Annotated in this window: 23 protein-coding genes; 9 read left to right on the forward strand and 14 right to left on the reverse strand. The window is 65.1% G+C overall.

All coding sequences use genetic code 11. The features are described 5' to 3' along the window. Window positions 1-419 precede the first annotated feature (419 nt). Window positions 420-1,415 carry an aldo/keto reductase gene (locus tag FNA46_RS13140; protein WP_143125661.1) on the reverse strand — a complete coding sequence of 332 codons (996 nt, stop codon included), beginning with the start codon at window positions 1,413-1,415 and terminating at the stop codon, window positions 420-422. A gap of 151 nt (window positions 1,416-1,566) precedes the next feature. Here FNA46_RS13140 and FNA46_RS13145 point away from each other — a divergent pair, with 151 nt between their 5' ends. Beyond that, the gene (locus tag FNA46_RS13145) at window positions 1,567-2,457 is read left to right on the forward strand and encodes a LysR family transcriptional regulator (RefSeq protein ID WP_143125662.1); all 891 of its coding nucleotides are present in this window, start codon (window positions 1,567-1,569) and stop codon (window positions 2,455-2,457) included. A gap of 39 nt (window positions 2,458-2,496) precedes the next feature. Here FNA46_RS13145 and FNA46_RS13150 read toward each other — a convergent pair whose 3' ends face one another. From FNA46_RS13150 to FNA46_RS13170, 5 genes are all read right to left on the reverse strand, one after another. Then, entirely contained in the window at window positions 2,497-2,940 is a 444-nt protein-coding gene (locus FNA46_RS13150; protein WP_143125663.1) for a GNAT family N-acetyltransferase, read from the reverse strand. Next, on the reverse strand, window positions 2,937-3,887 hold the full coding sequence (locus FNA46_RS13155) for an aldo/keto reductase (protein ID WP_143125664.1): 951 nt from the start codon (window positions 3,885-3,887) through the stop codon (window positions 2,937-2,939). The genes FNA46_RS13150 and FNA46_RS13155 overlap by 4 nt, the downstream gene beginning before the upstream one ends. Window positions 3,888-3,979: 92 nt before the next feature. Continuing rightward, window positions 3,980-4,978, reverse strand: a complete 999-nt coding sequence (locus FNA46_RS13160; protein ID WP_143125665.1) for a GlxA family transcriptional regulator — start codon at window positions 4,976-4,978, stop codon at window positions 3,980-3,982. Beyond that, window positions 4,975-5,529 carry an isochorismatase family protein gene (locus tag FNA46_RS13165; RefSeq protein ID WP_143125666.1) on the reverse strand — a complete coding sequence of 185 codons (555 nt, stop codon included), beginning with the start codon at window positions 5,527-5,529 and terminating at the stop codon, window positions 4,975-4,977. The genes FNA46_RS13160 and FNA46_RS13165 overlap by 4 nt, the downstream gene beginning before the upstream one ends. A gap of 127 nt (window positions 5,530-5,656) precedes the next feature. Further along, the gene (locus tag FNA46_RS13170) at window positions 5,657-6,514 is read right to left on the reverse strand and encodes an EamA family transporter (RefSeq protein ID WP_143125667.1); all 858 of its coding nucleotides are present in this window, start codon (window positions 6,512-6,514) and stop codon (window positions 5,657-5,659) included. A gap of 79 nt (window positions 6,515-6,593) precedes the next feature. Here FNA46_RS13170 and FNA46_RS13175 point away from each other — a divergent pair, with 79 nt between their 5' ends. Further along, window positions 6,594-7,085, forward strand: a complete 492-nt coding sequence (locus FNA46_RS13175) for a MarR family winged helix-turn-helix transcriptional regulator (protein WP_143125668.1) — start codon at window positions 6,594-6,596, stop codon at window positions 7,083-7,085. An 86-nt stretch (window positions 7,086-7,171) separates the two neighbouring features. On the opposite strand, the gene FNA46_RS13180 is transcribed toward FNA46_RS13175, so the two are convergent. Both FNA46_RS13180 and xseA read right to left on the reverse strand, forming a co-directional pair. Next, window positions 7,172-8,284 carry an endonuclease/exonuclease/phosphatase family protein gene (locus FNA46_RS13180; RefSeq protein ID WP_143125669.1) on the reverse strand — a complete coding sequence of 371 codons (1,113 nt, stop codon included), beginning with the start codon at window positions 8,282-8,284 and terminating at the stop codon, window positions 7,172-7,174. Window positions 8,285-8,527: 243 nt separating this feature from the next. Further along, on the reverse strand, window positions 8,528-10,135 hold the full coding sequence (gene xseA / locus FNA46_RS13185) for an exodeoxyribonuclease VII large subunit (protein WP_143125686.1): 1,608 nt from the start codon (window positions 10,133-10,135) through the stop codon (window positions 8,528-8,530). A gap of 229 nt (window positions 10,136-10,364) precedes the next feature. On the opposite strand from xseA, the gene FNA46_RS13190 reads away from it, so the two are divergent. Beyond that, on the forward strand, window positions 10,365-10,598 hold the full coding sequence (locus tag FNA46_RS13190) for a hypothetical protein (RefSeq protein ID WP_143125670.1): 234 nt from the start codon (window positions 10,365-10,367) through the stop codon (window positions 10,596-10,598). A gap of 66 nt (window positions 10,599-10,664) precedes the next feature. On the opposite strand, the gene FNA46_RS13195 is transcribed toward FNA46_RS13190, so the two are convergent. From FNA46_RS13195 to FNA46_RS13215, 5 genes are all read right to left on the reverse strand, one after another. Beyond that, window positions 10,665-12,512: a hypothetical protein gene (locus FNA46_RS13195; RefSeq protein WP_143125671.1), complete on the reverse strand. Its 1,848-nt coding sequence runs from the start codon at window positions 12,510-12,512 to the stop codon at window positions 10,665-10,667. A 199-nt stretch (window positions 12,513-12,711) separates the two neighbouring features. Continuing rightward, the gene (locus tag FNA46_RS13200; RefSeq protein WP_143125672.1) at window positions 12,712-13,698 is read right to left on the reverse strand and encodes a Gfo/Idh/MocA family protein; all 987 of its coding nucleotides are present in this window, start codon (window positions 13,696-13,698) and stop codon (window positions 12,712-12,714) included. Between the two features lie 131 nt (window positions 13,699-13,829). After that, window positions 13,830-15,083 (reverse strand): aminopeptidase, encoded by a 1,254-nt coding sequence (locus tag FNA46_RS13205; RefSeq protein ID WP_143125673.1) that lies wholly within the window; start codon window positions 15,081-15,083, stop codon window positions 13,830-13,832. A gap of 55 nt (window positions 15,084-15,138) precedes the next feature. Next, window positions 15,139-15,618, reverse strand: coding sequence for a Cys-tRNA(Pro) deacylase (gene ybaK / locus FNA46_RS13210; protein ID WP_143125674.1), 480 nt, complete (start codon window positions 15,616-15,618; stop codon window positions 15,139-15,141). Between the two features lie 19 nt (window positions 15,619-15,637). Continuing rightward, window positions 15,638-15,985 (reverse strand): ArsC family reductase, encoded by a 348-nt coding sequence (locus FNA46_RS13215; protein ID WP_143125675.1) that lies wholly within the window; start codon window positions 15,983-15,985, stop codon window positions 15,638-15,640. Between the two features lie 220 nt (window positions 15,986-16,205). Between FNA46_RS13215 and FNA46_RS26055 the strand changes: the two genes are divergently transcribed. Next, the gene (locus tag FNA46_RS26055; RefSeq protein ID WP_185969844.1) at window positions 16,206-16,370 is read left to right on the forward strand and encodes a hypothetical protein; all 165 of its coding nucleotides are present in this window, start codon (window positions 16,206-16,208) and stop codon (window positions 16,368-16,370) included. Between the two features lie 68 nt (window positions 16,371-16,438). On the opposite strand, the gene FNA46_RS13220 is transcribed toward FNA46_RS26055, so the two are convergent. Continuing rightward, entirely contained in the window at window positions 16,439-17,527 is a 1,089-nt protein-coding gene (locus FNA46_RS13220) for a LacI family transcriptional regulator (protein ID WP_143125676.1), read from the reverse strand. Between the two features lie 420 nt (window positions 17,528-17,947). Here FNA46_RS13220 and FNA46_RS13225 point away from each other — a divergent pair, with 420 nt between their 5' ends. The 5 genes from FNA46_RS13225 to FNA46_RS13245 all read left to right on the forward strand — a co-directional run bounded on the left by FNA46_RS13225 (window position 17,948) and on the right by FNA46_RS13245 (window position 24,990). Then, window positions 17,948-19,177, forward strand: a complete 1,230-nt coding sequence (locus tag FNA46_RS13225) for an ABC transporter substrate-binding protein (protein ID WP_425468759.1) — start codon at window positions 17,948-17,950, stop codon at window positions 19,175-19,177. A 234-nt stretch (window positions 19,178-19,411) separates the two neighbouring features. Continuing rightward, window positions 19,412-20,314 carry a carbohydrate ABC transporter permease gene (locus FNA46_RS13230; protein ID WP_143125678.1) on the forward strand — a complete coding sequence of 301 codons (903 nt, stop codon included), beginning with the start codon at window positions 19,412-19,414 and terminating at the stop codon, window positions 20,312-20,314. Next, complete coding sequence (locus tag FNA46_RS13235; protein ID WP_143125679.1) at window positions 20,307-21,245, forward strand: carbohydrate ABC transporter permease; 939 nt, start codon at window positions 20,307-20,309, stop codon at window positions 21,243-21,245. Before FNA46_RS13230 ends, FNA46_RS13235 begins: the two co-directional genes overlap by 8 nt. Before the next feature lie 4 nt (window positions 21,246-21,249). Continuing rightward, window positions 21,250-22,338: an ABC transporter ATP-binding protein gene (locus FNA46_RS13240; protein ID WP_143125680.1), complete on the forward strand. Its 1,089-nt coding sequence runs from the start codon at window positions 21,250-21,252 to the stop codon at window positions 22,336-22,338. 219 nt (window positions 22,339-22,557) lie between these two features. After that, window positions 22,558-24,990, forward strand: a complete 2,433-nt coding sequence (locus tag FNA46_RS13245) for a beta-mannosidase (protein ID WP_143125681.1) — start codon at window positions 22,558-22,560, stop codon at window positions 24,988-24,990. Window positions 24,991-25,031: the final 41 nt, after the last annotated feature.

The raw sequence follows: 25,031 nt of genomic DNA on the forward strand, positions 1-25,031 counted from the left end.
TCCCCCTTGTGGGGAGGGGTGGGAGGGTTCTTTTTGTTTTTACGGACGGTCGCTGTTGGCGCGCCGACGCGATACTCCCTCTGGCTGCCGCGTTCGTCCCTGCAATCGATTCACTGGATCGATTTCTTCGCTTCGCGAACCGCTCCTCACCCCACCACAAGGGGGGAGACCGCAGACGGCACCCGCCCATGCTTCGATTGGCTTCGGCGGGTCGTCCGGGTTAGGGCCCTCCCCTTGTGGGGAGGGTTGGGAGGGGTCTTTTTGTTTTTAGGGACGGTCGCTACCCTGAGAGGTCAAAGCGCTTTCTTCGATTGCGACGGTCATGGGGCGGGAAGGCGATGCCGCGATGCGATCTCCTCCCCTTGAGGGGAAGATGCCCCGCAGGCATAGGGGGAGAGTCGTGCGCGAACGGGGTGGCCCTACCGGTTTGCCATCTTCGCCATCGATTCCGGATAGCGTGCGCCCTTCACCTTGGCGGGGGAAAGAAGATCGCCCAGCTCCTTCACCTCGTCCGGCGAAAGCGTGATCGCGGCAGCGGCGACGTTCTTCTCCAGGTTGGCGATCTTGGTGGTGCCGGGGATCGGGACGATGAAATCGCCCTGCGCCAGCACCCAGGCCAGCGCCAGCTGGCCTGCAGTGACGCCCTTTGCCTCGGCCATCTGTTCGAGCAGCGAGATGAGCGCGACATTGGCGTCAAAATTCTCGCCCTGGAAGCGCGGCAGGGCGCGGCGGAAGTCGTTGTCGGCGAGGCCGTCGAGGCTTTTCAGCGCGCCGGTCAGCGCGCCGCGGCCGAGCGGCGAAAAGGGCACGAAGCCGATGCCAAGGTCGCGGCAGGTGGCGAGAACGCCGTTTTCCTCCGGATCGCGCGTCCACAGCGAATATTCGCTCTGGATGGCGGCGATGGGATGCACGGCATGCGCCCGCCGCAGCGTTGCGGCGCTGGCTTCGGACAGGCCAAGCGCCCTGACCTTGCCTTCCTTCACGAGATCGGCCATGGCGCCGACAGTCTCTTCGATCGGCACGTCCGGATCGACGCGGTGCTGGTAGAAGAGATCGATCACCTCGACGCCGAGCCGCTTCAGCGAGGCTTCGGCGACCGCCCGCACATGCTCCGGCCGGCTGTCGGTGCCGGAGGGACGGGCGGCCTTCGCCTCGTCTCCGATGGTGAAGCCGAACTTGGTGGCGATCAGAACCCTGTCGCGATAGGGCTTCAGGCCCTTGCCGACCAGTTCCTCATTGGTGAAGGGGCCGTAGACCTCGGCCGTATCGAACAGGGTGACGCCGAGATCGACGGCGCGGGCAAGCGTGGCAAGCGAGGCAGCCTCGTCTGTCGAGGGGCTGTAGGCATGCGTCATGCCCATGCAGCCAAGGCCAAGCGCCGAGGTGGTGAGCGAACCGAGAGAACGGGTTTGCATGAAAGGATCTCCTGATGCGGCTGTGCTGTTGAAACCTGTTGCGGCGGACGCGGACGGCAAGGTCCGGCACCGGCATGAAGGCACTCTAGAGGGAACCGATCGGAACGAAAATGGCTGCAAATCGCCTCAGGCTGTTCTATCATTTCGAACAATGAACCGGACCCAGCTTTCCCAACTCGCCGTTCTCGCGGCCGTCGCCGAACATCGCAGCTTCCGCAAGGCGGCGGCGGAACTGGCGATCGCGCCGTCTGCCGTCAGCCATGCCGTCGCGGCGCTGGAGGACAGCCTCGGCATCCGGCTGTTGCAGCGCACCACCCGCAGCGTCGCGCCGACCGAGGAAGGCCGGCAGCTGATCGCGACGCTCGGACCGGCCTTGTCCGAAATCTCCGCGGTGCTGGACGGGCTGGCCGACGGGCGGGATCGGCCGGCCGGGCCACTGCGGCTGACCATGCCGCAGCTGGCGGCGGATGAGCTGATCCTGCCGCGCCTCTCCGAATTTCTGGCCCTCTATCCCGATATCGAGCTGGACTTGCGCACGGAGGATCGCTTCGAGGATATCGTGGAACGTGGCCGCGATGCGGGCTTGAGGCTTGGCGAGCATCTGGAGGCGGATATGATCGCGGTCCGGGCCAGCGGCCCCTGGCAGGGCGCAATCGTCGGCTCGCCCGCCTATCTCGCCACCCGGCCGGCGCCCGAGCATCCGCGCGATCTCATGCAGCACCGCTGCATCCGCCGGCGCTTCTCAAGCGGTGCCATCTATCGCTGGGAACTGGAGCGGGAGGGCAAACCGCTGATCGTGGATGTCAACGGCCCGCTGATCCTCTCGGATCAGGGTATGATGCGCCGCGCCGCCCTCGACGGTATCGGGCTTGCCTTCCTGTTCGACCGGCGCGTGGACGAGGATATCGCGGCGGGACGACTGATCCGCGTGCTGAAGGACTGGTGCCCGCCCTTCGACGGCTTCTACATCTATTATCCCTCGCGGCGGCAGATGCGCCCGCCGCTCAGGGCCTTTGTCGATTTCTTCCGCCATCGCGGATGAGACGCCGCGCGGCCGTGGCCGCGGCAGCGCGGGCCGTGCTCAGAAATTGATCCGGTAGCGCAGATGGCCGTCGGACGCGACATAGGAATCGTAGAGTTTTCGCGCGGTCACGTTGGTTTCGGCGGTGTGCCAGTAGAGGCGCGACCAGCCGTGCTCCTTCGACAGGGCGACGAGGTCATCGAGCAGCGCGCGACCGACGCCCTTGCCCCGTTCGCTGGCATCGACGAACAGATCCTCAAGATAGCAGTCGCGGCCGAGAATCCAGCTGCCTTCATGGGTGAGGCAGAGTGCGAAACCGACAATCCGGCCCTCCCGCTCCGCCACCCGCAGGAAGAGGGCGCTGTCCGGGCTCAGGATCTTGCTCCAGGTGGAGGCGGTGACCGCCTCGGAAATGTCGACCTGGTAGAAGTCGACATAGGCGGCCCAGAGGCGGCGCCAGCCCGCCTCGTCCCCGGCGCGGGCCTCACGGATGATCAGACTCATGCGCCGGCCTCGTTCAGACGCTGCAGCTGCGCTTCTGTCAGCCTCAGCGAGCCGGCGGCGATCATCGCATCGAGCTGCGACAGCGAGGTGGCCGAGGCAATCGGCGCGGTGATGCCGGGGCGCGCCGCCACCCAGGCGATCGCGATGGTGGCAAGGCTCGCGCCCGTCTCGGCGGCAACCGCATCGAGGGCGGCGAGAACCCGGTGACCCTTCTCGTCCAGATAGCTGCCGACGCGGTAGGAGCGGGCGACACCTTCCGTATCCTCCGCCTTGCGGTACTTGCCGGTGAGAAAGCCGGCGGCCAGCGCATAATAGCTGATCACGCCGATCTCCTCGGCGATGCAGAGATCCGCCAGCGGCCCTTCGAACTTGTCGCGCGTATAGAGATTGTATTCGGGCTGCAGCACATCATAGCGCGGCAGGCCGGCCGTGGCCGCGGCATCGAGCGCGGCGCGAAGCTGGCCGGTATCCAGATTGGAGCAGCCGATGGCGCGGATCTTGCCGGCCTGTTTCAGCCGGTCGAAGGCGGCGAGCGTTTCCTCATAGGGCGTTTCGGCGTCCGGCCAGTGGGACAGGTAGAGATCGATGTAATCGGTGCCGAGGCGCGTGAGCGAAGCCTCGACGGCCTTCTCGATCCATTTTGCCGAGAGGTCCACCTTGCCCTGGCCCATGTCCGAGCCGACCTTGGTGACGATGATGGCCTTGTCGCGCGCCACGCCGCCGCGCTTCAGCCAGCGGCCGATGATGGTTTCGGATTCGCCGCCCTGGTGGCCGGGCGCCCAGCGGGAATAGACATCCGCCGTGTCGATCGTGTTGAAGCCCGCCTCGAAAAAGCGGTCGAGCAGGGCAAAGGAGGTGTTCTCGTCGGCCGTCCAGCCGAAGACATTGCCGCCGAAGACGACGGGGGCGATGGAAAGGCCGGTGCGGCCGAGCGGGCGCAAGTGCATGAAAACCTCCGGGTCGGAAAAGGGATGACGGATATGGCGCGACCCTAGCGTCCCGGACAGGCTTCGACCATTCAATTTGCGTGATGGACGGATCAGGCGGATGAACGGCCGACATGTTCGCGCGCCAGGCTCGGCGGCTGGTCGTAATGCTTTCGCCAGATGCGCCGCAGGTGCCGCGCCGAGGCAAAGCCGGTGCGGGCAGCGACATTTTCGAGATCGAGCCGCGACTGGCGGATGATGTCACGCGCCAGCGTTACCCGCATCAGGTTGACGTAATCGATCAGCGACAGGCCGGTATGCTCGCGAAACAGCCGCGACAGGTGCCGCTCGCTGAGATGGCCAAGGCCGGCAAGCCGCGCCACGGACCAGTCTGCGGCGGGATCGGCCATGATCGCATCCTGCACGGCATGGATTGCCGGATGGACATGGTTGCGGCCGGAGAGCCAGGGCGAGATCTGCGGGTCGCTGCCGTTGCGCCTCAGATAGATCACCATCTTGCGCGCGGCGGCCAGCGCGACGGGGGCAGACGTCATCTCGGCCACGATATGCAGCATCAGGTCGATGCCGGTGGAAATGCCGGCGCTGGAGAGGATCCTGCCATCATCCACGTAGAGCCGGTTTTCAAGCACGGTCGCGGTCGGCGCGAGACGGCGCAGGTCGGCGATGCAATCGGCATGGGTGGTGCAGGCGCGCCCCTCCATCAGGCCGGCCTCCGCCACAAGCAGCGCGCCCGAGCAGATGCTTGCGATCCGCGTGTCCGGCCGCACGACGCGGCGCATCCAGCGCGCCAGTTCGGCGCGCTCGGCGGCGGTTTCCTGCGGATCGGGCACGGCGGAGGTCGCGCCGGAGACGACGAGCAGCGCATTGTCCGGCAGTTCGTCGGGCAGCGGTTCGAGGCCGGAAAGCGCAAGGCCGATCGAGGTCACCTGGCTCGGTTTCGGCGAGACATAGTGCAGGGCGAAGGTCAGCGCGTCCTGATGCTGGTTGGCATAGCGCAGGACCTCCATGGGTCCTGCGATATCGAGCAGCAGCGAATGCGGCGGCACCACCATGATGACGGGAACGGTGCGGGCGGTGCCGGGTGTCGTCATGCGGCGAGCCTGTCGGCGCCGAGTGCGTCTTCCACGCTGGCGATGCGGGCAAAGCGATCCTTCAGCACCATGGCCGTATGGCGGCGGATGTCGGCCGGGGTGTGGGTCACGCCCTCGGCATCCGTCATCGGGAAGGTCAGCGTTGCCTCGGCCACGTAGGTGACCTTGAAGCCGAGATCGGAGGCGTGGCGGGTGGTGGTTTCGCAGCACTGTTCCGTGCGGATGCCGGAGATGATCAGGTTGCGGATGCCGTTCTGCACCAGCCAGACATCAAGGCCGGAGCCGACCAGCGCGGAGTGGCGGCGCTTCTCGACGATGCGGGTGGGAGCGATGCGCAGGCCCTCCAGCGTGCGAACATGGCCGCTTTCCTTGCTGAAGGGGCCGCTCTCCTCCACATGGAAGACCTGGATCACCGGCAGGCCGCGGGCGGTGGCGGCGTCGATCAGCGCCTGCTGGCGCTCCAGATAGCGGGGCAGGTCCGCCGTGTCCCAATAGGGGCGGTGACGGAAGGATTCCTGCACGTCGATGACGACAAGGGCGGTATCGGACATTTTTGGCTCTCCATGGCTTGAAAGGATAGCCGCACTCTATCGCTGCTGGCGAGAGGCAAAAGCATCGATGCGGACGAAGAGCGGACGTTTTCGGCCATCGTCTTCGCCCGCAGGTGATCCGGGTCTGTCAGCGGCTGGCGCCGGCCTGGGCGCGCTGGCTGATCCAGACGCTGGCGAGCACCACGACGACGCCTGTGATCTGCGGGGCGGTCAGCGCCTGGCCAAGCAGGCTCCAGCCGAGCAGCACGGCCACCAGCGGGCTGAGGAAACCGAGGGCGGCGACGGCGGACGGTTCCAGCCGGGCAAGGCCGCGGAACCAGAGCAGATAGGTCAGCGCCGCGCCGATCAGGCCGAGATAGGCAAAGCCGATCAGGTTCTGCAGTGTCGGCACCGGCAGGCCGGGTTCCAGCCACAGCGCGGCGGGCAAAAGCAGCAGGCCGCCCGCCGTCAGCTGCCAGGCGGTAAAGGTGAGCGGCGAGACCGGCGGCTTCCAGCGCCGGCTCATCACCGTACCGCAGGCCATGGAGACGGCGCCGGCCAGCCCCGCCGCGACACCCAGCGGATCGAGCACCGCCTGCGGCGAGAGCACCAGAAGCGCCACGCCCGCGATACCGGCAAGACCGCCCAGCACCGACAGGAGTTTCACCGGGGAGCCCAGCACCACGCGGGCAAGCGCGATGACGATCAGCGGCTGGATGGCGCCGACGGTGGCGGCCACCCCGCCCGGCAGCCGATAGGCCGAGACGAAGAGGCAGGCCCAGAACAGCGAGAAATTCAGCGCGCCGAGGACAAAGCTCTTCCACCACCAGGCGCCCCAGGGAAGGCGGCGCACGATGAGAAGCAGACACAAGCCGGCCGGCAGGGCGCGCAGCGCCGCCACCGTCAACGGCAGGCCGGGCGGCAGAAGCTGGGTGGTGACGATATAGGTCGAGCCCCAGATGGCGGGGGCAAGCGCGGTCAGCGCGGTATCGGTGAGGCGGCTCATGGCAGGTCTCCAATTATCTTGACGTCAAGATATTCGGATAAATCTTGACGTCAAGATAATTTGGCGGCTTAGTGTCGTCATGGATCACGTCACCCGCATTCTCGACCAGTGGCACCGCGAGCGCCCGGATCTCGACGTCGCCCCGATGGGCCTGCTTGGCCGGCTTGGCCGCCTGCATGCCCATCTGTCGCGCGAAATCGAGGCGGAGCTGGCCGCCCACGGCCTCAACCGCGCCAGCTTCGACGTGCTGGCGACGCTGCGCCGCGCCGGCCACCCGCACCGTCTCTCCCCCGGCGACCTGCTGGCCGCCACCATGGTGACATCAGGCACCATGACCAACCGCATCGACCAACTGGAGAAACAGGGCCTGGTGGAGCGCATCGCCCATCCGGAAGACCGCCGCAGCGTGCTGATCGGCCTGACGGACAAGGGCTTCGCCACCATCGACCGGGCTGTGACCGCGCATGTGGCCAACCAGCATCGCCTGACGGCGGCGCTCACGGCGGCGGAGTTCGAGGCGCTGGACGCGCTGCTGTCCCGCTATCTCTCGGCGTTCGAGGAGAAGGGGTAAGGGGCGGCAATGATCGGGAGCGTCTCATCCTCGATGATCGGCGCGCTTTTCAATTCCGTCGCACCGGCCCTTCTGCTCCGCATGCATCACCCGAGATCGAGATCGACCCAGATCGCCGCGTGGTCGGAGGCGGCGTTGACCTTGGCGGTGAGGCTCGCTAGCACGTCCCACTTCTTCGGACGCGTTCCGGGCCACATGCCGAGACGGATCACGCCGCCGGCGGTGACCTTGTCGAACAGAGCCTTCGACAGCAGCAGGTAATCGATCTTGTTGTTGGCGGTGCAACTGCCATAGGTGCCGGGATAGCCGCCATCCTCGAAGGCAGGATGATGGAAGGCGTCGGTCAGCAGGCCGCCCTCGATCAGCGGCGCCAGAGGATCGCTGTCCGGCGTGTCGTTGAGGTCGCCGATCACGGCCACATGCGTCTCTCCGGCCGCGATCAGGCCCTCCACGATGGCGTGGACGCGGGTGGCCTGTTCCTTGCGGCGCGCATCGGAACGGCGCGGATCACCATAGCCCTTGCTCTTGAAGTGGTTGACCAGCACATGCAGCCGCGCACCGGACGGGGTGGCAAGCGTATAATCCGGGCAATCGCGCGAAAAGATCCGCTCGCCGCCGACAACATCGTCGACATGGCTCACCATGGACACCAGCGGATAGGCGGCGCGGGTGAGAATGCCGACATCGATGCCGCGGCTGTCATTGCCGTCGATCACCATCACATGGTCGAAGGGCGTGCCGCCCACGGAGGGCAGGATCTGCTCGTTGAAGGCCAGCAGGCTCGGACGGCTTTCCGCCTCCACCACGCCCAGCACATCCGCCTTCAGCGCCTCCATGACGCGGGCCGTGTTCAGCATGGATTCGTGATCGACCGGCGCCTCCTTGAGTTCCAGCGACCCGACCCAGTCGGCGCGGCCCTCTGCCGTGATCTCCAGGCCGCCGGTGCGCGGGCGCTTCAGCAGTTCGCCGCGATTGCGCCGCAGGATCACGAAACCGGCCTCGTCGGACTTTTCCAGCCCGAGTTCGATCAGAAGTTCCGCCAGCTTGTCCTTGTCGGCCTGCGAATATTGCGGCTTGCCGAGAATCTCGTTCGCCTCGGCAAAGGCCTGCAGCACCTCGCTGCCCTCCGCCCAGGTATCCAGCATCATCACCTTGGCGCGGTCGAACAGGTTTTCGACATTGTAGGATGCCAGTCGCATGGTCTTCCTCCCCATCGTCCTCAGCGAGGATAGGTCCGGCAGATTGCAGTTTTAAGGCGGGACCGTGTCGGAATCCGAAAGGACACGGCAAGGCGGTGGTGCAGTGGGCCCATGCGTTGGACCGGGTTGCCACTGCGCTAGAGTATTTTTCAGCGAAAACCGGATCACCTGAAATACTCTATCTCTTTGTTTTCATGCAGTCCGGACGCAAAACCGCAGACGCACTTTTGGCTCGGACAGGCTCTAGAACAGGCTGCCCTGATCGGGTCCCTTCTCGGGGGCCGGTTTTGTGGTTCGCTTGCGGGGCGCGGGGGGCGATGCCGGGGCGGGCGGAACGGCATCCGTCGCAGCGCCTGCGGTGGCGGACACGGCGCCATCGGCAAACTGCAGGGAGAGGGCCTGACCCGTCGCCACCTCCGCCGCCCGCGTCAGCGGCGTTCCATCCTCGCTGCGGATCACCGCATAGCCGCGCTTCAGCACGTTCTTGTAGGAGAGCGATTGCAGCACGCGGTCCTGCGCGGCAATCGCGGCGCGGCTGCGGCTGAGGGAATGGCCAAGCGCGCTGCCCGCCTGACGGGCAAGGGCCGCAAGATGCAGTCTTTCACGGGCGATCTGGCCGGAAAGCCGTTGCGGCAGGCCGGACAGCCGTGCCTCGGCGCGGTCGATGCGGCCGCGTTCGCCAAGCAGCCTGCGCTCCAGCCAGCGATCCATGCGCAGCATCTGGTCGCCCACCTGACGGCGGCGCTCGGCGAGGCGGTTTGCGAGAAGGTCGAGGCGAAGGCCGGCGGCGGCGCGTTCGAAACTGCGGCGCTTTTCGATCGCGGTGCGTTCGAGCCCGCGGCCGAGACCGGCGGCGGCCTCATCGAAGCGCCGGCGGGGAAGGGCAAGCAGCTGGTCGAGCGAGGGGAGCGCCCGCACCAGACCGCGCAGGCTCTGCCGGCGCGTCTCCATCTGGCGGCTGGTGGCACCGCGCAGGCGCGCGCCGAGGCTTGCCAGTTGCGCATCGAGATCGGCCTTCACCGGCACGGCCATTTCGGCGGCTCCGGTCGGCGTGGGCGCACGCACATCCGCCGCGTAATCGATCAGCGTCCAGTCCGTCTCGTGGCCGACGGCCGAGATCAGCGGGATGGCGCTGGCGGCGGCGGCGCGCACCACCGCCTCGTCGTTGAAACTCCAGAGATCCTCGAGGCTGCCGCCGCCGCGCGCCACGATCAGCACGTCCGGCCGGCGGATGGGGCCCAGCGGATCGAGCGCATTGAAGCCGCGGATCGCATTCGCCACCTCGTCGCCCGAGCCTTCGCCCTGCACTTTCACCGGCCAGACGATGACATGCACGGGAAAGCGGTCCGTGATGCGATGGAGAATGTCGCGGATCACGGCGCCGGTCGGCGAGGTGACGACGCCGATCACCTGCGGCATGAAGGGCAGGGGCCGCTTGCGCGCCGGATCGAACAGGCCTTCGGCGCCAAGCTTGCGCTTGCGCTCCTCGATGAGGGCCATCAGCGCGCCGGCGCCGGCCGGCTCCAGCGTCTCGATGACGATCTGGTATTTCGACGAACCGGGGAAGGTGGTGACCTTGCCGGTGGCAATCACCTCCATGCCCTCTTCCGGGCGGAACTTCAGCCTGGAAAAGCTGCCCTTCCAGATCACTGCATCGATGCGGGCCTTGTCGTCCTTCAACGCAAAATAGGCGTGGCCGGAGGAATGCGGCCCACGATAGCCGGAAATCTCTCCCCGCACGCGAACGTGATCGAAGGCGGTTTCGACCGTGCGTTTGATCGAACCCGAAAGCTCCGAGACAGTTTGCTCTGTCAGATTGGTCGGGGGATCGGAGGAGAAGAGCGTGTTCATCAGGCTCATCTAGCGCATTTCATAGGGTATTTCACCCGTTGGGGCGGCGCAAACCTGCATTTTCCCGGGATGCTACAAGAAACCAATGACGACAATTCGAACTATCCGCTTTAAGGCCCATTAAAGCTAGGAGCGATCTTTTAAGGTCGAACCGGCCTCGAACCGGACTCTTTTACAAGTTTGCGTCTAAGTGTGGATCCGTCACGCGAGGATGAAAAGGAGACCGAACGTGCTCTTTCTGACGGCTACCTGCATCGGCTTTGCCACCGGCGCCCTGAGATCCGTGCTGTCGCTCGCGCTCGTCGCGACGCTGATCCTGTTCGTGTTTGGCGGCGCAGCCCTCGTCTCCGCCGGCCCGGTGTCCTTGCTCAGCCTCGGCATTGCGATTGCCGGTTACAATGTCGGCGTGATGGCGCTGATGGGCGCCGTGTTCGCTTTCGACGGTCGTCGCCAGACGGCGTAACACACGTTCGACAGGCATCGCCCCCGGCGTTCCGGGGCGCTGCTGCGGTTGGCCGTGACCTGGTCGTCACTGGGGCCGTACCGCATAGACCGCGAGATCGCCGGGTTTCGGCGCCGCAACCAGCCGGAGATCGTTCGGCACCTCCCCTCTCAGCAGCATGGCATAGAGACCCTCGGGATAGGCACGGGCCACGGCAATGGTTTGCGCGTCCGTCGGGCAGAGCGCGAGCAGCGCGACGTTTGCCCCGTGCAGCAGGTCGAGCGCCTGCCGTTCCGGGGAAAGGCCGATCTCGACGGGCAGCGATGCGCCGGCCGTGTCCGCCGTAGCGTAAACCGAGAGGACCCGGTGGCGGGTGAAGCGCAGGATATCCGGTCCGCTGGCGGAGGGGGCTGCGACCGTGCGGGGCGACAGGCGGGCGAGCAGCGCGGTGCTGGCCGCGCCCCGGCAGGTGCCGGCCGGCGACAGCGGCGCCACGGCGTGCGTCATCGCCGGAACGGTGATTGCATTGCCGATGCCCTTCTGGCTGACGGTGCCGAGGAAGATCCAGACGATGGGCGCGGCGGCCAGCACGGCCAGCGTATAGGCAAAGCCGGCATTGATGTTTTCCGGCTCCGCCTGCGACAGCCGGCGCAGATCGGTGATCAGGAAGGAGAGCGGCAGGATCGACAATGCATTGGCGAAGGCGGCGTAGCGGACCGTCGCAAGCGTCAGCAGCCAGGCGGTCAGGATCAGCGCGCCGAGCAGCAGGTGGGCCTCCACCTGCTGGCGATCGCGGATCCGGAACAGGCAGACGGCCACGGCAAACAGGCCGACCGCATAGAAGCCGCCGGCAATTTCGGGGGCAAGGCGGATCTGCGTCAGGATCGCGCGCGTCTCGGCCGGCCCGGCCAGCCCGGGTTCCGGGACCCGCAGATCGGCTCCGGACAGCAGGCCGTCCAGGCCGTGCGGCGCAAGCAGCAGGCTGGCGGCGGCAAGAGCGAGCAGAAGCCCGCCGGCCAGCCGCAGGCGAAGGCCGCGCGCGCGATCTCGGCCCGCCAGCGTCAGCAGCGAAAGCCCGGCACCGAAGGCGGCGGCAAGGGCAAAGAGGCCGAGCGAGGCGCCGTTGCCGCTCACCTCCCCATAGGCGGAGGGCGGCACGGTGGCGAAAAGGACGGCGGTGACGGCGAGGCACAGCGAGAGGCCGAAGGCACGGGCGGCGCGGGCGAAGGCCTCGCCATGCCAGGCCCATTGGACGGCCACACCGAGTGCCGCAACGGCAACCAGCGGCGCGGTTTCTGTTCCGATTGCCAGCGAGAGCGCGGCCAGCGCGCCGGCCAGCGCATGCGCGGCGGCCGAGCGACGGCGCTCGATCAGCAGGCCCGCCACCGCGAGAAGCAGGAACAGTTCCACGTTGATCGCATCGATGCCGCCCGGATAGAAGCGCAGCGAGGTGAAGGCATGGAGGCTGGCCAGGCCGAAAGCCACATGCATGCCGATCATGCCGGCCAGCTGGCGTCCGCCGAAACCGGCCGCCGCAATGAACAGCGTGGCGATGGCAAGCGGCCAGACCGTCAGCGCCAGTGCTTCCGCCGCAAGGGGCGGGTGTCCGACCGCGGCAAACAGCCGGATCAGCCCGGCAAGCGGCAGGTCGATCAGACGCGACAGGCCGAGGATCGTGCCCCCCTCCGCGCCGAGGCGGTATTGCGTGAGGTCGAACCAGCCCTGGCCGGCGAGAAAATCGCGCAGCTGCACGAGGCGCAGCGTGTCGCCGTCATGCGGGCCGACATAATCGCCGGCCTTCGGCAGCACGAGCAGCAGGATGCCGGTGATCGTCACGGCGGCATAGACGCTCAGCGCCGGCAGGAAGCGGGTAAACGGGCCGGAGGGTGTTACGGTGGCGCGGGCCGCCAGGGCGGCAAAGGTCGATCTGGTCACGATGGGTCCCCGTGTGGCATCCGGCAACCTCATGTCCGGCGGCGTGCCGATCTCGGGATCGGCAGGTCCAGTGGGCGAAACCTAGACTGGTCATGGTCAACAAAGCGTAAAACGCCGGCGGACGGGTCCCGTCGCGCCGGCGTTTTATGCTTCTTGATCGGTTTGCCGGAGGCTGTCGCGCGGCGTTGGGCCTTGTGGCTCAGACCGTTTCCCAGCCGTCCTTGTCGCTGGCGCGATAGACCGCATCGATGAAGCGCTGGTTGAGGCGCGAGCTTTCGAGCGACACGACCTCCGCCTCGCCGCCGAGCGCGCGGGTGGCGAAGGCTTCGGCCTGGCGCTTGTACTGGCGGCTGTCGGGGAAGCGGAAGATTTCCGAACGGCCATGCTTCTGGTCCGTCAGTTCCACTTCCTCGGCGCCGTAGCGGTCGGCATTGAAGGGCGATTTCACCTCGATGAAGCCGTCCGTGCCGTGGAAGACCATGACCTGGCGGGCGGCAAGCTGGGTGGCGATGTAGAAGGTGAGGTCGAAATCGCCGAAATCGGCCTTCACGCTCGAATAGATGTCGGTGCCGAAATCCCGGTCGCGCTCGGTGGTGGCCTGCACGCGCAGCGGTTCCTTGGCCGTCGAGAAGCGGGTCGCCATGGTGGGGTAGACGCCGATATCCGGCAGGCCGCCGCCGCCGAGTTCGGGAATGTTGCGCATGTTGGAGGCGTCGCGGTTGAAATAGCTGAAGGCGCCCTGCACATGGCGCAGCCGGCCGATGGCGCCGTTGGCGAGAAGCTCGCGCACTTTCAGCCAGACCGGCGCATAGGTGATCATGAAGGCTTCGGCGATCAGCACCTCATTGCGGTCGCGCGCGGCGATCAGCTGGTCGATCTCGTCGGCCTTCAGGGCAATCGGCTTTTCGCAGAGCACATGCTTGCCGGCATCCGCCGCCTTCACCGTCCATTCCACATGCTGGCTGGTGGGCAGCGGGATATAGACCGCATCGATCAGGTCGGAGGCGAGCATCGCCTCGTAGGAGCCGAAGGCGTGGGGCACGGAAAAGCGGTCGGCCATCGCGCGGGCGCGGGCCTCGTCGCGGCTGGCAATGGCGGTAACGACGGCGTTCTCCGCATCCTGGATGGCCGGTATGACGGCCTGCTGGCCGATGCGGGCGGTGGAGAGAATTCCGAAACGCAGCATGTGATCCTCCGAAGGTCTGTTACCGCGGCCGGGATCTCGGGCGAGGCCGGCATCGACGCGGTAGGATGGGGTGGGGAATGAATGCCCCGCCGCTCCTCCGCGGCAGGGCAGGGATCAGAAAAGCCGGTGCGTCAGGCCCATTCGCCCTGGCGCATCACCGGCACGCGGCTGCCGTCGGCGCGAATGCCGTCGATATCGACCTGTCCGGAACCGATCATCCAGTCGATATGGATCAGCGAGGAATTGCCGCCCTGCGCCCTGATCTGATCCTGCGACAGCGAGGCGCCATTGAGGAAGCACTTCGAATAGCACTGGCCGAGTGCGATGTGGCAGGAGGCGTTCTCGTCGAACAGCGTGTTGTAGAACAGGATGCCGGAGGCTGAGATCGGCGAGGAATGCGGCACCAGCGCCACCTCGCCAAGGCGGCGTGCGCCTTCATCGGTATCCAGCACCTTGTTCAGTACGGCCTCGCCCTTCGAGGCCTTCGCCTCCACGATGCGGCCCGCCTCGAAGCGCACCTGGATATTGTCGATCAGCGTGCCCTGGTGCGACAGCGGCTTGGTGGAGGACACGGTGCCTTCCACATTCAGCGCATGCGGCGTGGTGAAGACCTCTTCGGTCGGGATGTTCGGATTGCAGGTAATGCCGTTCTTGGCGGTGGAGGCGCCGCCATGCCATTCGTGCCCATCGGCCAGGCCGACCGTCAGATCGGTGCCGGGGCCGGAGAAATGCAGGGCGGCAAAGCGCTCGCTATTCAGCCAGCTCGAGCGTTTTTTCAGGTTGGCATTGTGCTCGGCCCAGGCGGCGATCGGGTCCGGCGTGTTGATGCGCGATGCGGAGAAGATCGCTTCGGCCAGCTTGTGCACGGCTTCCTCTTCCGGCAGATCCGGGAAGACCTGCCGCGCCCAGGACGGGTTGGGATAGGAGCAGATGTGCCAGTTGATGTCGAAGTTGGAGATCTTTTCCAGCGCCGGCTTGTAGGCGATCGAATTGGCCTTGTTGGCGCGCGCCACCTTCTGCGGGTCCTCGTTGGCGAGCATCATCGGATTGTCGCCGGAAATCGCCAGACGCGCGGCACCGCCCTCATAAGCCTTTGCCATGCCGTCATAGAGCCAGTTCGCGGCGCGGTCGAAGCTTGCGTCAGGCGCATGGCGGTAGCGCGCCAGCGTCGTTTCCTCGTCGGAATAGAAGGTCGAGACGAGGCCGGCGCCGGCCATGTAGGCATGCTTGGTGATCTCGCGCACCAGCGGAAGCGCGGCAATCGGGGCGGTGATGACGAGATCCTGGTTCGCCTTCAGCTGCAGGCCGACCTTGACGGCCACCTCCGCCAGCTTATCGAGTTTCACCGGATCGACGGAGGGGGCGAGGACGGAATGGATCGTCATGGGGCGCAACACCTGTCTTGTGGACGTTCAATGTCTGACAGACATAGTCCGGCGATCAGGTGTCCGCAACAACCGGCGCGACGATGGCGCTCAGCACGGCGCGCGCATCGGCGGGCGACAGGCGCACCTGCAGCCCGCGCTGGCCGCCGTTCATGTAGACGAGCGCCTGCGCCATCGCAGTCTCCTCGATGGCGGTCGGCACCTGCTTCTTCTGGCCGAACGGGCTGATGCCGCCGACCACATAGCCGGTGGCCTTCTCGGCCGCAGCCGGCTTCATCATCGCCGCCGATTTTCCACCGAAGGCGGCGGCCAGCTTCTTCATCGACACCTCGCGATCCGAGGGCACGACGACGCAGGCCGGCTTGCCGTCCACCTCGACCATCAGCGTCTTCAGCACCCGATGCGGCGCTTCGCCGATGGCTTCCGCCGCCTGCAGGCCGATCCGTTCGGCATTGGGATCATAGTCATAGGTATGGACGCTAAAGGCGATGCCGGCCTTGGCAAGCGTCTGGGTGGCGCGGGTTGTTTTCGACATTGAGGATTCCGGGGCCGCATCAGCGGGCAAACAGGCTTTCGTAGATCTCCGGCTTGAAGCCGATGGTGATCTCGCCGTCACGCTCCAGCACGGGGCGCTTGATCAGCGAGGGCTGCGCGAGCATCAGGCCGATCGCCTTGTTGGCGGAAAGATCGGCCTTCTCCGGCTCGGAGAGCTTGCGGAAGGTGGTGCCGGCCCGGTTCAGAACGGTTTCCCAGCCTCTGGCCTTCGTCCAGGCTTCCAGATGCGCGCGGTCGATGCCGTCCACCTTGTAGTCGTGGAAGCGGTACGCGATCCCCTTCTCCTCCAGCCAGCTGCGGGCCTTCTTCATCGTGTCGCAGTTCTTGATGCCGTAAAGCGTGGTCATGGTATTTCCTGTGCTGCCCGCCGGACTGGTCTTTTGATGCCGGCGATCCCGGCGGGCAGACTGTGCGACAAGATCGGCGCTGCGACAAGGGACGAGTCTTTACCAAATGATAAGGCTGATGTCGTTTCGCATGCGAAGGTTGCATGGCTCCCATCCTCTCTTGTGCGTTGCCGAAATATGTCCTCACTCCCATATTTCGGACAGACAGAAGGAGATGAACATGTCTACGACAATCAACAGGATGCGCGGTGGTTTCCTCGGTCGTGCCATCGCTGTTTTCGGTGCTGCCGCCGCCGCTTCCGCCGCCGTCGAGGCTGGTCGCAAGCCTGCCCGTCGCGATCTCGTGACGCTCGGCATCGACCCGGCTGCCTTCGAGCGCCACTGATCCGACCGATGACCGGCAGTTCCGATCTGGCCTGTCACGTGATCGTTCGGCACGAGCTGACCTTGCCGTCAGTCGTGCGGGGACATGGCTGACCAGACAGGGCCGCTGATGCTCTGCAACAGTTCCGGCGCGACGCCATCAATGCGGGCAATCACCGCCTTGGCGAGCTCGCGTCCCGCATGGCGGATATTCTCGTTGATGGTATAGATCTCGGGACGGATCCAGTTGAGAAGGTCCGCCGACTGCTTCGAGACCAGGTCCACCTCGTGGCCCAGCCGTTTGCCGGCGGCCTCCAGCCCGGCGACGAGCGAGATGGTGGCGCTGCCGCTGATCGAGATGATGCCATCCGGCGGTTCCGCCGACTGCATCAGCGCCTGCATCTGCATGCGGATATCATCCAGCGGCGCCTCGCTGGTGACGCGACCCATGGCGGCTTCCGTCACGCCGAAGGTCGCAAGCCCCCGTTCGAAGCCGATGCGGGTATGCAGGTAGTAAGAGAGCTTGGCCGGCGGCGCCAGAAGCGCGATGCGCCGGCGTCCGCGTGCCGCCAGCCGTTCCACCGCCTGGAAGGCATAGGCTTCGTTGTCGAAATCGTGGAAGGGGTGGGAAATCCCCATGTCGGTGCGGCCATGGGTGGCAAATGGAAAGTTCCGCTCCGTCATCAGCGCCACGCGCGGATCGTCCGGCAGCGTCCGGGAGATGATCATTCCGTCGGCGGAGCCGGTATCGAGAATGTAGCGCACCGGTGCCATCGGATCCTTCTGGTGCACGTGCGGCGTCAGCACCAGATGATACTGCGTGCCGGCCAGCACTTCGGAAATACCGAACATCATCTGGCTGGTGAAGCCCATCAGCTCCTCCTCGATACTCAGCACCAACGCAATCACATTGGTCTTGCCGGTGCGCAGGCGCACACCCGCGCGGTTCGGCTGGTAGCCGAGCTGGGCGGCGACAAGGCGGACGCGTTCCTTGGTGTCAACGCCGATATCCGGCGCATCCTTCAGCGCCCGTGACACGGTGGTGATGCCGAGACCGGTCATGTAGGCGATTGTCTTCAGGGTCGGCCGGGCATTGCCCGAGACGGTTCCCGACGGCTGTCCGGACTTTTGCCCGGATTGGGGGCGGCCGAGATTCTTCGAAATATTGCTGTCGTCCATGCGCATCCACTCGTTCAAGCGACGGACTATAACCGTCTTCCTGCCGCCTGGAAACGAGCGCCTCCTCCCGCAAAGGCCTCTGCCAGAACATAAAACTGTAACGTTGCAGGAGAATTGTCGAGGAGAAATTTCAGGAGATTTGAATTTTATGCCCCTTTTGATTGTGCAACGCAGGCGCGGGAAAGATTATGCAGTTGCGAAACGAATATGACGGCCTTTGAGGCTGATATCTGGAAAATAGCAGTGTTTTCTAATGCTTGTTCCGGCCGATGATGGGGATCTCGCGGAGCAGCGTAATTCAATCATGGATTGAAAATTGAACGTATCAGGAAAATTTCGAAGAAGCCCGGTTGCACCCAATCCGATATTCGCATAGGTTTTTTTACGGCAACGTTTCAGTGAGGGAGGAGACTCATGAATATGCGTGCATTGAAAGCCATTCTCGTGGCCAGTGCCCTGATCCCCGCGGCTCATGCGGGTGCGGCGGACCTCGAAGTCACCCATTGGTGGACCTCCGGTGGCGAAGCAGCCGCCGTGAAGGAGCTCGCCAAGGCCTTCGACGCCACCGGCAACAAGTGGGTCGACGGCGCGATCGCCGGGTCCGGCGGTACGGCCCGTCCGATCATGATCAGCCGCATCACCGGCGGCGACCCGATGGGCGCCACCCAGTTCAACCACGGCCGCCAGGCGCAGGAACTCGTCGAGGCCGGCCTGATGCGCGATCTGAGCGACGTGGCCGCCAAGGGCAAGTGGAAGGAGATCATCAAGCCTGCCAGCCTGCTCGACAGCTGCACGATCGACGGCAAGATTTATTGCGCGCCTGTCAACATTCATTCGTGGCAGTGGCTGTGGCTCTCCAATGCCGCCTTCAAGAAGGCGGGCGTCGACGTGCCGAAGAACTGGAACGAGTTCGTGGCGGCCGGTCCGGCGCTGCAGAAGGCCGGCATCCAGCCTCTGGCCATCGGTGGCCAGCCCTGGCAGGCGACCGGCGCCTTCGATACGCTCATCATTTCGCTGGGCGGCAAGGATCTCTACATGAAGGTCTTCAAGGACAAGGACGCCAAGGCGGCGGCCGGTCCGGAGGTCGCGAAGATCTTCAAGGCGGCCGACGATGCCCGCAAGATGGCGCAGGGCACCAATGTGCAGGACTGGAACCAGGCCACCAACATGGTGATCACCGGCAAGGCGGCCGGCCAGATCATGGGTGACTGGGCCCAGGGCGAATTCCAGCTGGCCGGCCAGAAGGCCGGAACGGACTATACCTGCCTTCCGGGCCTTGGCCTCAACCAGTATCTGACCGCAGGTGGTGATGCCTTCTACTTCCCCAAGCTGAAGGACGCGGCAAAGTCGAAGGCGCAGGACGTTCTGGCTGAGACCATTGTCGATCCCAAGGTCCAGGTGGCCTTCAACCTGAAGAAGGGTTCGCTGCCGATCCGGGGCGACGTCGATCTGTCGGCGGCCAATGACTGCATGAAGAAGGGCCTCGAGGTTCTGGCCAAGGGCAACATTCTCTCCAGCACCGACCAGCTGTTGTCGCCCGATACGCAGAAGCAGAAGGAAGACCTGTTCTCGCAGTTCTTCGCCAATCCGTCGATGACGGCGGAGGCCGCGCAGAAGCGCTTCGCCGAGATCATCGCCGCGGCGGACTGATCCCCGCCCGGTGATGCGGCCGCCTCGGCCTTCGGGTGCGGCGGCCGTTCATCCATGCCCGTCTCGGGATTGAAAGAATGCATGGCGGCCGGGAGCGGACGCGATGACGGTGAAGCCTTGTCCTCCCGCGCCGCACCCGTCGCCATGCATCCCGGACCGCCCGGCCGAAGCGAAGGCTGGCGCGAACCGGATCCCGCAGGCAATCCTGGCGGTCCTTGAGGAGGATGATGCAGCATGAGGTCCGACGCGCCGGCTGGGCGACCAAACCAGCTTTTCCGCAACCTGAACTCCAAGATCGCGCTGATCCCGATGATGCTGGTGGCACTCGTCGTGTTTCTCGGCGGCACGGTCTGGACGGTTGTCTATTCCTTCACCAATTCCAAGCTGCTGCCCCGGCTGAAATTCGTCGGGCTCGAGCAGTATGAGCGTCTGTGGGATGCGCCGCGCTGGATCATCTCGATCCAGAATCTTGCCATCTACGGCATTCTCTCGCTGATTTTCAGTCTCGTCATCGGCTTCGTGCTGGCTGCGCTGATGGACCAGAAGATCCGGTTCGAAAACACCTTCCGCACCATCTTTCTCTATCCCTTCGCGCTGTCCTTCATCGTGACGGGGCTGGTGTGGCAGTGGGTGCTCAATCCGGAATACGGCGTGCAGTTCATCGTGCGCAGCCTCGGCTTCACGAGCTTCCAGTTCGATCCGCTCTACAATGCCGACATCGTCATCTACGGCATCCTGATCGCCGGGCTGTGGCAGGGCACGGGCCTTGTGATGTGCCTGATGCTGGCAGGGCTTCGCGGCATCGACGAGGACATCTGGAAGGCCGCGCGCGTCGACGGCATCCCGATGTGGCGCACCTATATCTTCATCATCATCCCGATGATGCGGCCGGTTTTCATCACCACGCTGGTGCTGATCGCGAGCAGCATCGTGAAGGTCTACGACCTCGTGGTGGCGCAGACCAGCGGCGGGCCGGGCATCGCCTCGGAAGTGCCGGCGAAATATGTCTACGACTACATGTTCCAGGCGCAGAACCTGGGGCAGGGCTTTGCCGCCTCCACCATGATGCTGATCACGGTCGCCATCATCGTCATCCCCTGGGCCTATCTCGAATTCGGAGGGAAGAAGCGTGGCTAATGTCAGCTCTCTCAACGCCGCCGCCAGCTTCGATTCCGTGTCGGGGCAGGTGGCCGGCCCGCGCGGCAAAAAGCCCCGCAAGGCGCTCTCGCGGCGCAACATCATCCTCTACGGCACGCTGATCGTGGCGGCCCTCTATTATCTCCTGCCGCTTTACGTGATGGTCGTCACCTCGCTGAAGGGCATGCCGGAGATCCGCCTCGGCAACATCTTCTCGCCGCCGGTGGAGATCACCTTCGAACCCTGGGTGAAGGCCTGGGCGACCGCCTGCACCGGATTGAACTGCGACGGCCTTTCGCGCGGCTTCTGGAATTCGGTGCGCATCCTCTTGCCGTCCGTGGTGGTATCGATCGCGGTTGCTTCCGTCAGCGGCTATGCGCTTGCCAACTGGCGCTTCAAGGGGGCCGACGTCTTCTTCTCCATCCTGATCGTCGGTGCCTTCATTCCCTATCAGGTGATGATCTACCCGATCGTCATCGTGCTGCGCGAGCTCGGCGTCTACGGCACCCTGACCGGCCTCGTCATCGTGCACACCATCTTCGGCATGCCGATCCTGACGCTGTTGTTCCGCAACTATTTCACCTCGCTGCCGGAAGAGCTGTTCAAGGCGGCACGCATCGATGGCGCCGGCTTCTGGCAGATCTATTTCCGCATCATGCTGCCGATGGCGCTGCCGATCTTCGTGGTGGCGATGATCCTGCAGGTTACCGGCATCTGGAACGACTTCCTGTTCGGCGTCGTCTTCACCCGGCCCGACACCTATCCGATGACGGTGCAGCTCAACAACATCGTCAACTCGGTGCAGGGCGTGAAGGAATACAATGTCAACATGGCCGCGACCCTGCTGACCGGCGCCGTGCCCCTGATCGTCTATTTCGTCTCCGGCAGATTGTTCGTCCGCGGCATCGCCGCCGGCGCAGTAAAGGGTTGAGCCCATGGCAACCAGCGTTTCCATTCGTGAACTTTCGCTTTCCTTCGGCGCCGTCACCGTTCTGAAGGATCTCAATCTCGACATCCGCGACGGCGAGTTCCTGGTGCTGCTCGGCTCGTCGGGCTGCGGAAAGTCGACGCTCCTCAACTGCATTGCCGGCCTCCTGGAGCCGACCGACGGCCAGATCTTCATCAAGGACCGCAATGTCACCTGGGAGGAACCGAAGGACCGCGGCATCGGCATGGTATTCCAGTCCTATGCGCTCTATCCGCAGATGACGGTGGAGAAGAACCTCTCCTTCGGCCTGCAGGTGGCCAAGGTGCCGCAGGCGGAGATCGACAAGCGGGTGGCGCGCGCCGCCGAGATCCTGCAGATCGGCCCGCTTCTGAAGCGCAAGCCCGCCGAGCTGTCCGGCGGCCAGCGCCAGCGCGTGGCGATCGGCCGCGCACTGGTGCGCGACGTGGATGTCTTCCTGTTCGACGAGCCGCTGTCCAACCTCGACGCCAAGCTGCGCTCCGAACTGCGCGTCGAAATCAAGCGCCTGCACCAGAACCTCAAGAACACGATGATCTACGTGACGCACGACCAGATCGAGGCGCTGACGCTGGCCGACCGCATCGCCATCATGAAGAGCGGCGTCATCCAGCAGCTCGATGATCCGATCGTCATCTACAACCGGCCGAGAAACCTGTTCGTCGCCGGTTTCATCGGCTCGCCCTCGATGAACTTCCTGCGTGGCGAGATCGCTCTTGCCGGCGACCGACCGGTGTTCACGACGCATGGCGTCACCTTCGGCCTTGACGCCTATGACGCCGCCGAGCCGTTGACGCCGGGGCGCAAGGTGGTTCTCGGCCTGCGTCCCGAACACATCATGATTGATAGCGATGTCAATTCACCGGAACTGCACGAGGCGACGGTCGACATCGAGGAACCGATGGGAGCCGACAATCTTCTCTGGCTGAAACATGCCGGCCATACCATGTCGGTGCGCATCGGCGGCGCCCGCCGCTATGCGCCCGGCGCCCGGGTGCGCATGAGCTTCGACATGGGCCTTGCCTCGCTGTTCGACGCGGAAACCGAAGACCGTATCTGATGATGTCGGTCGCAGGAAACGTTCCCTTCCCAATCCCTCCCCACACGGGGGAGGGACGAACCTGGCCGCGCCACCCCTGCGCTGATGATGGCGCGTCGGTGCCGCGGATCCTCTCCATCTGCGTGGCTGGGTCCGAAGGGCGGGCCGAGGTCCGCGGCTCGGCCCCCAGTTCGGCAGCCGGAGGGGCTTTCCTTTCATGGCTGAAACAGGACGGACATCATGACCACCCTTGATCTCGCCGGCACCTGGCGGCTGTCATCCCTCGATGAGGAGACCCAGGCCCTGATGCCCGTTCCGGGCGACGTGCACACGGCACTGCGCAATGCCGGCCTCATTCCCGACCCCTATGTCGGTCGCAACGAAACCGACCTCGGCTGGGTGGCGGCTCGGGACTGGCAGATCGAGCAGGATTTCGTGCTGGAGGATGCCGAGGGCGACTGGTATCTCGACATCACCGATCTCGACACCGTGGCGACGGTGGAGATCAACGGGCAGGTGGTGCTGGAGGCTGACAATTGCTTCCGCCGGTATCGTCCGTCGGTTGGTGCTTACCTGAAGCGCGGCGACAACCGCATCCGCATCCTCTTCCATTCCAGCATCCGCGAAGGGGCGGCGCGGCAGGCGCGCCAGCCCTTCTATATTCCCTACCACAGCGGCAATTCGCCGATCCCGAACGGCAACATGCTGCGCAAGCCGCAATGCCATTTCGGCTGGGACTGGAACATCGCACTCGCGCCGCTTGGCCTTTACGGCACGATTGCGCTCAGAAAACTGGAGGCGGCGCGCATCGAGCATGTCACCACGCGCCAGACCCATCATGCGGACCGGGTCGAGGTGGCGGTCACCGTCACGCTGTTTGCCGAAGCCCCCGGCGTCGTGCCGGTTGTGCTGTCGCTCGGTCAGGAGCGGGTGCGGCTGGACTGCGGGGTGAAGGCCGGCGAAACACAGGTGGCCTATCGCTTCGAGATCGACGAGCCGCGCCTCTGGTGGCCGGCCGGCAGCGGCGAGCAGGCGCTGTATACGCTGACCGTCTCGCTTCCCGACGAAACGGTGACACGCAAGATCGGCCTGCGCACCGCGGAACTGCTGACCAATCCGGATGCGGCCGGCAGCCGTTTTGCGCTGTCCATCAACGGGCGCGAGATCTTCTGCCGCGGCGCCAACTGGATTCCGGCCGATGCGCTGTTTTCGCTGACGAGCGTGGAGAAGACCCGCGATCTCCTGCAATCGGCGGTCGATGCCAACATGAACATGATCCGCGTCTGGGGCGGCGGCTTCTACGAGGCGGACTGGTTCTACGATCTCTGCGACGAATTCGGCCTGATGGTCTGGCAGGATTTCCAGTTCTCCTGCAACCTTTATCCCTCGACGCCGGATTTTCTCGAGAATGTGGCGGCGGAGGTGGATTATCAGGTGCGCCGGCTCGCCTCGCATGCCGCGATCGTGCTCTGGTGCGGCGACAACGAACTGGTCGGCGCGCTGACCTGGTTCAAGGAATCGGTCGAGAACCGCGACCGCTACGTCGTTTCCTACGACCGGCTGAACCGCACGATCGAGCAGGCGATGAAGGCGGCGGCGCCGGAGGCGATCTGGTGGCCCTCAAGCCCGGCCTCCGGTTACATGGATTACGGCGACGCCTGGCATGCCGACGGGTCCGGCGACATGCACTACTGGTCCGTCTGGCACGAGAACAAGCCGTTCGAGGATTACCGCAAGGTCAGGCCGCGTTTCTGCTCGGAATTCGGCTTCCAGTCCTACACCTCGCTGCCGGTGATCCGCAGCTATGCGGCGGAAGCGGACATGAACATCGCCTCGCCGGTGATGGAGCTGCACCAGAAGAATGTCGGCGGCAACGAACGCATCGCCGCGACCATGTTCCGCTATTTCCGCTTTCCGGAAGGCTTCGCGAACTTCGTCTATCTCAGCCAGGTGCAGCAGGCGCTCGCCATCCGCACGGCGGTGGATTACTGGCGCTCGCTGAAGCCCCACTGCATGGGCACGCTCTACTGGCAGCTGAACGACACATGGCCGGTCGCCTCCTGGTCCAGCCTCGATTATGGCGGCGGCTGGAAGGTGCTGCATTATCTGGCCCGGCGCTTCTTCCAGCCGGTGACTGTGTCCGCCATTCCCTCGCAGGATGGCAGCGAGATCCGCTTTTCGGCGGTGAACGATACGCTCTCGGATGTGGCGCTGACGCTCAACATCCAGCATCTGACGCTCTCCGGTGAACGGCAAACGGTAGAGACGGTCGATCTGGTCTGCCCGCCGGATGCCGCCGTGGTGGCGGCGGTGATCGATGCCGCCAGCCTGCCGGCCAACACGTTGCTGGCCTGGCACTTCACTGCCGGCAACGGCATGGGCGGCAGCGGCCATTACGTGCATGGCAGCTACAAGGCACTGCCGCTGAAGCCGGCGGGCCTCGGGCTCAGCGTCTCGCCGGCACCGCTCGGCGGCTATGATATCACCGTCGAAAGTGCGGGCCTCGGCCTTTACGTGATGGTGGAGAGCGATACGCCCGGCCGCTTCTCCGACAATGCCTTCGATCTGGCTGCGGGCGAAAGCCGCCGCATCACCTTTATCCCTTCGTCCGACAGCGACGGCGAACCGTCGTTCCGGATGTACGATCTGCAGTCCTGCACCACGGCAGGCTGAGTGTTCTTGACCCAGCAGGGGCCATCAGGGCCCGGGAGGAT

This window comes from Affinirhizobium straminoryzae (genome assembly GCF_007004135.1).
GTDB classification, from domain to species: Bacteria; Pseudomonadota; Alphaproteobacteria; order Rhizobiales; family Rhizobiaceae; genus Neorhizobium; species Neorhizobium straminoryzae.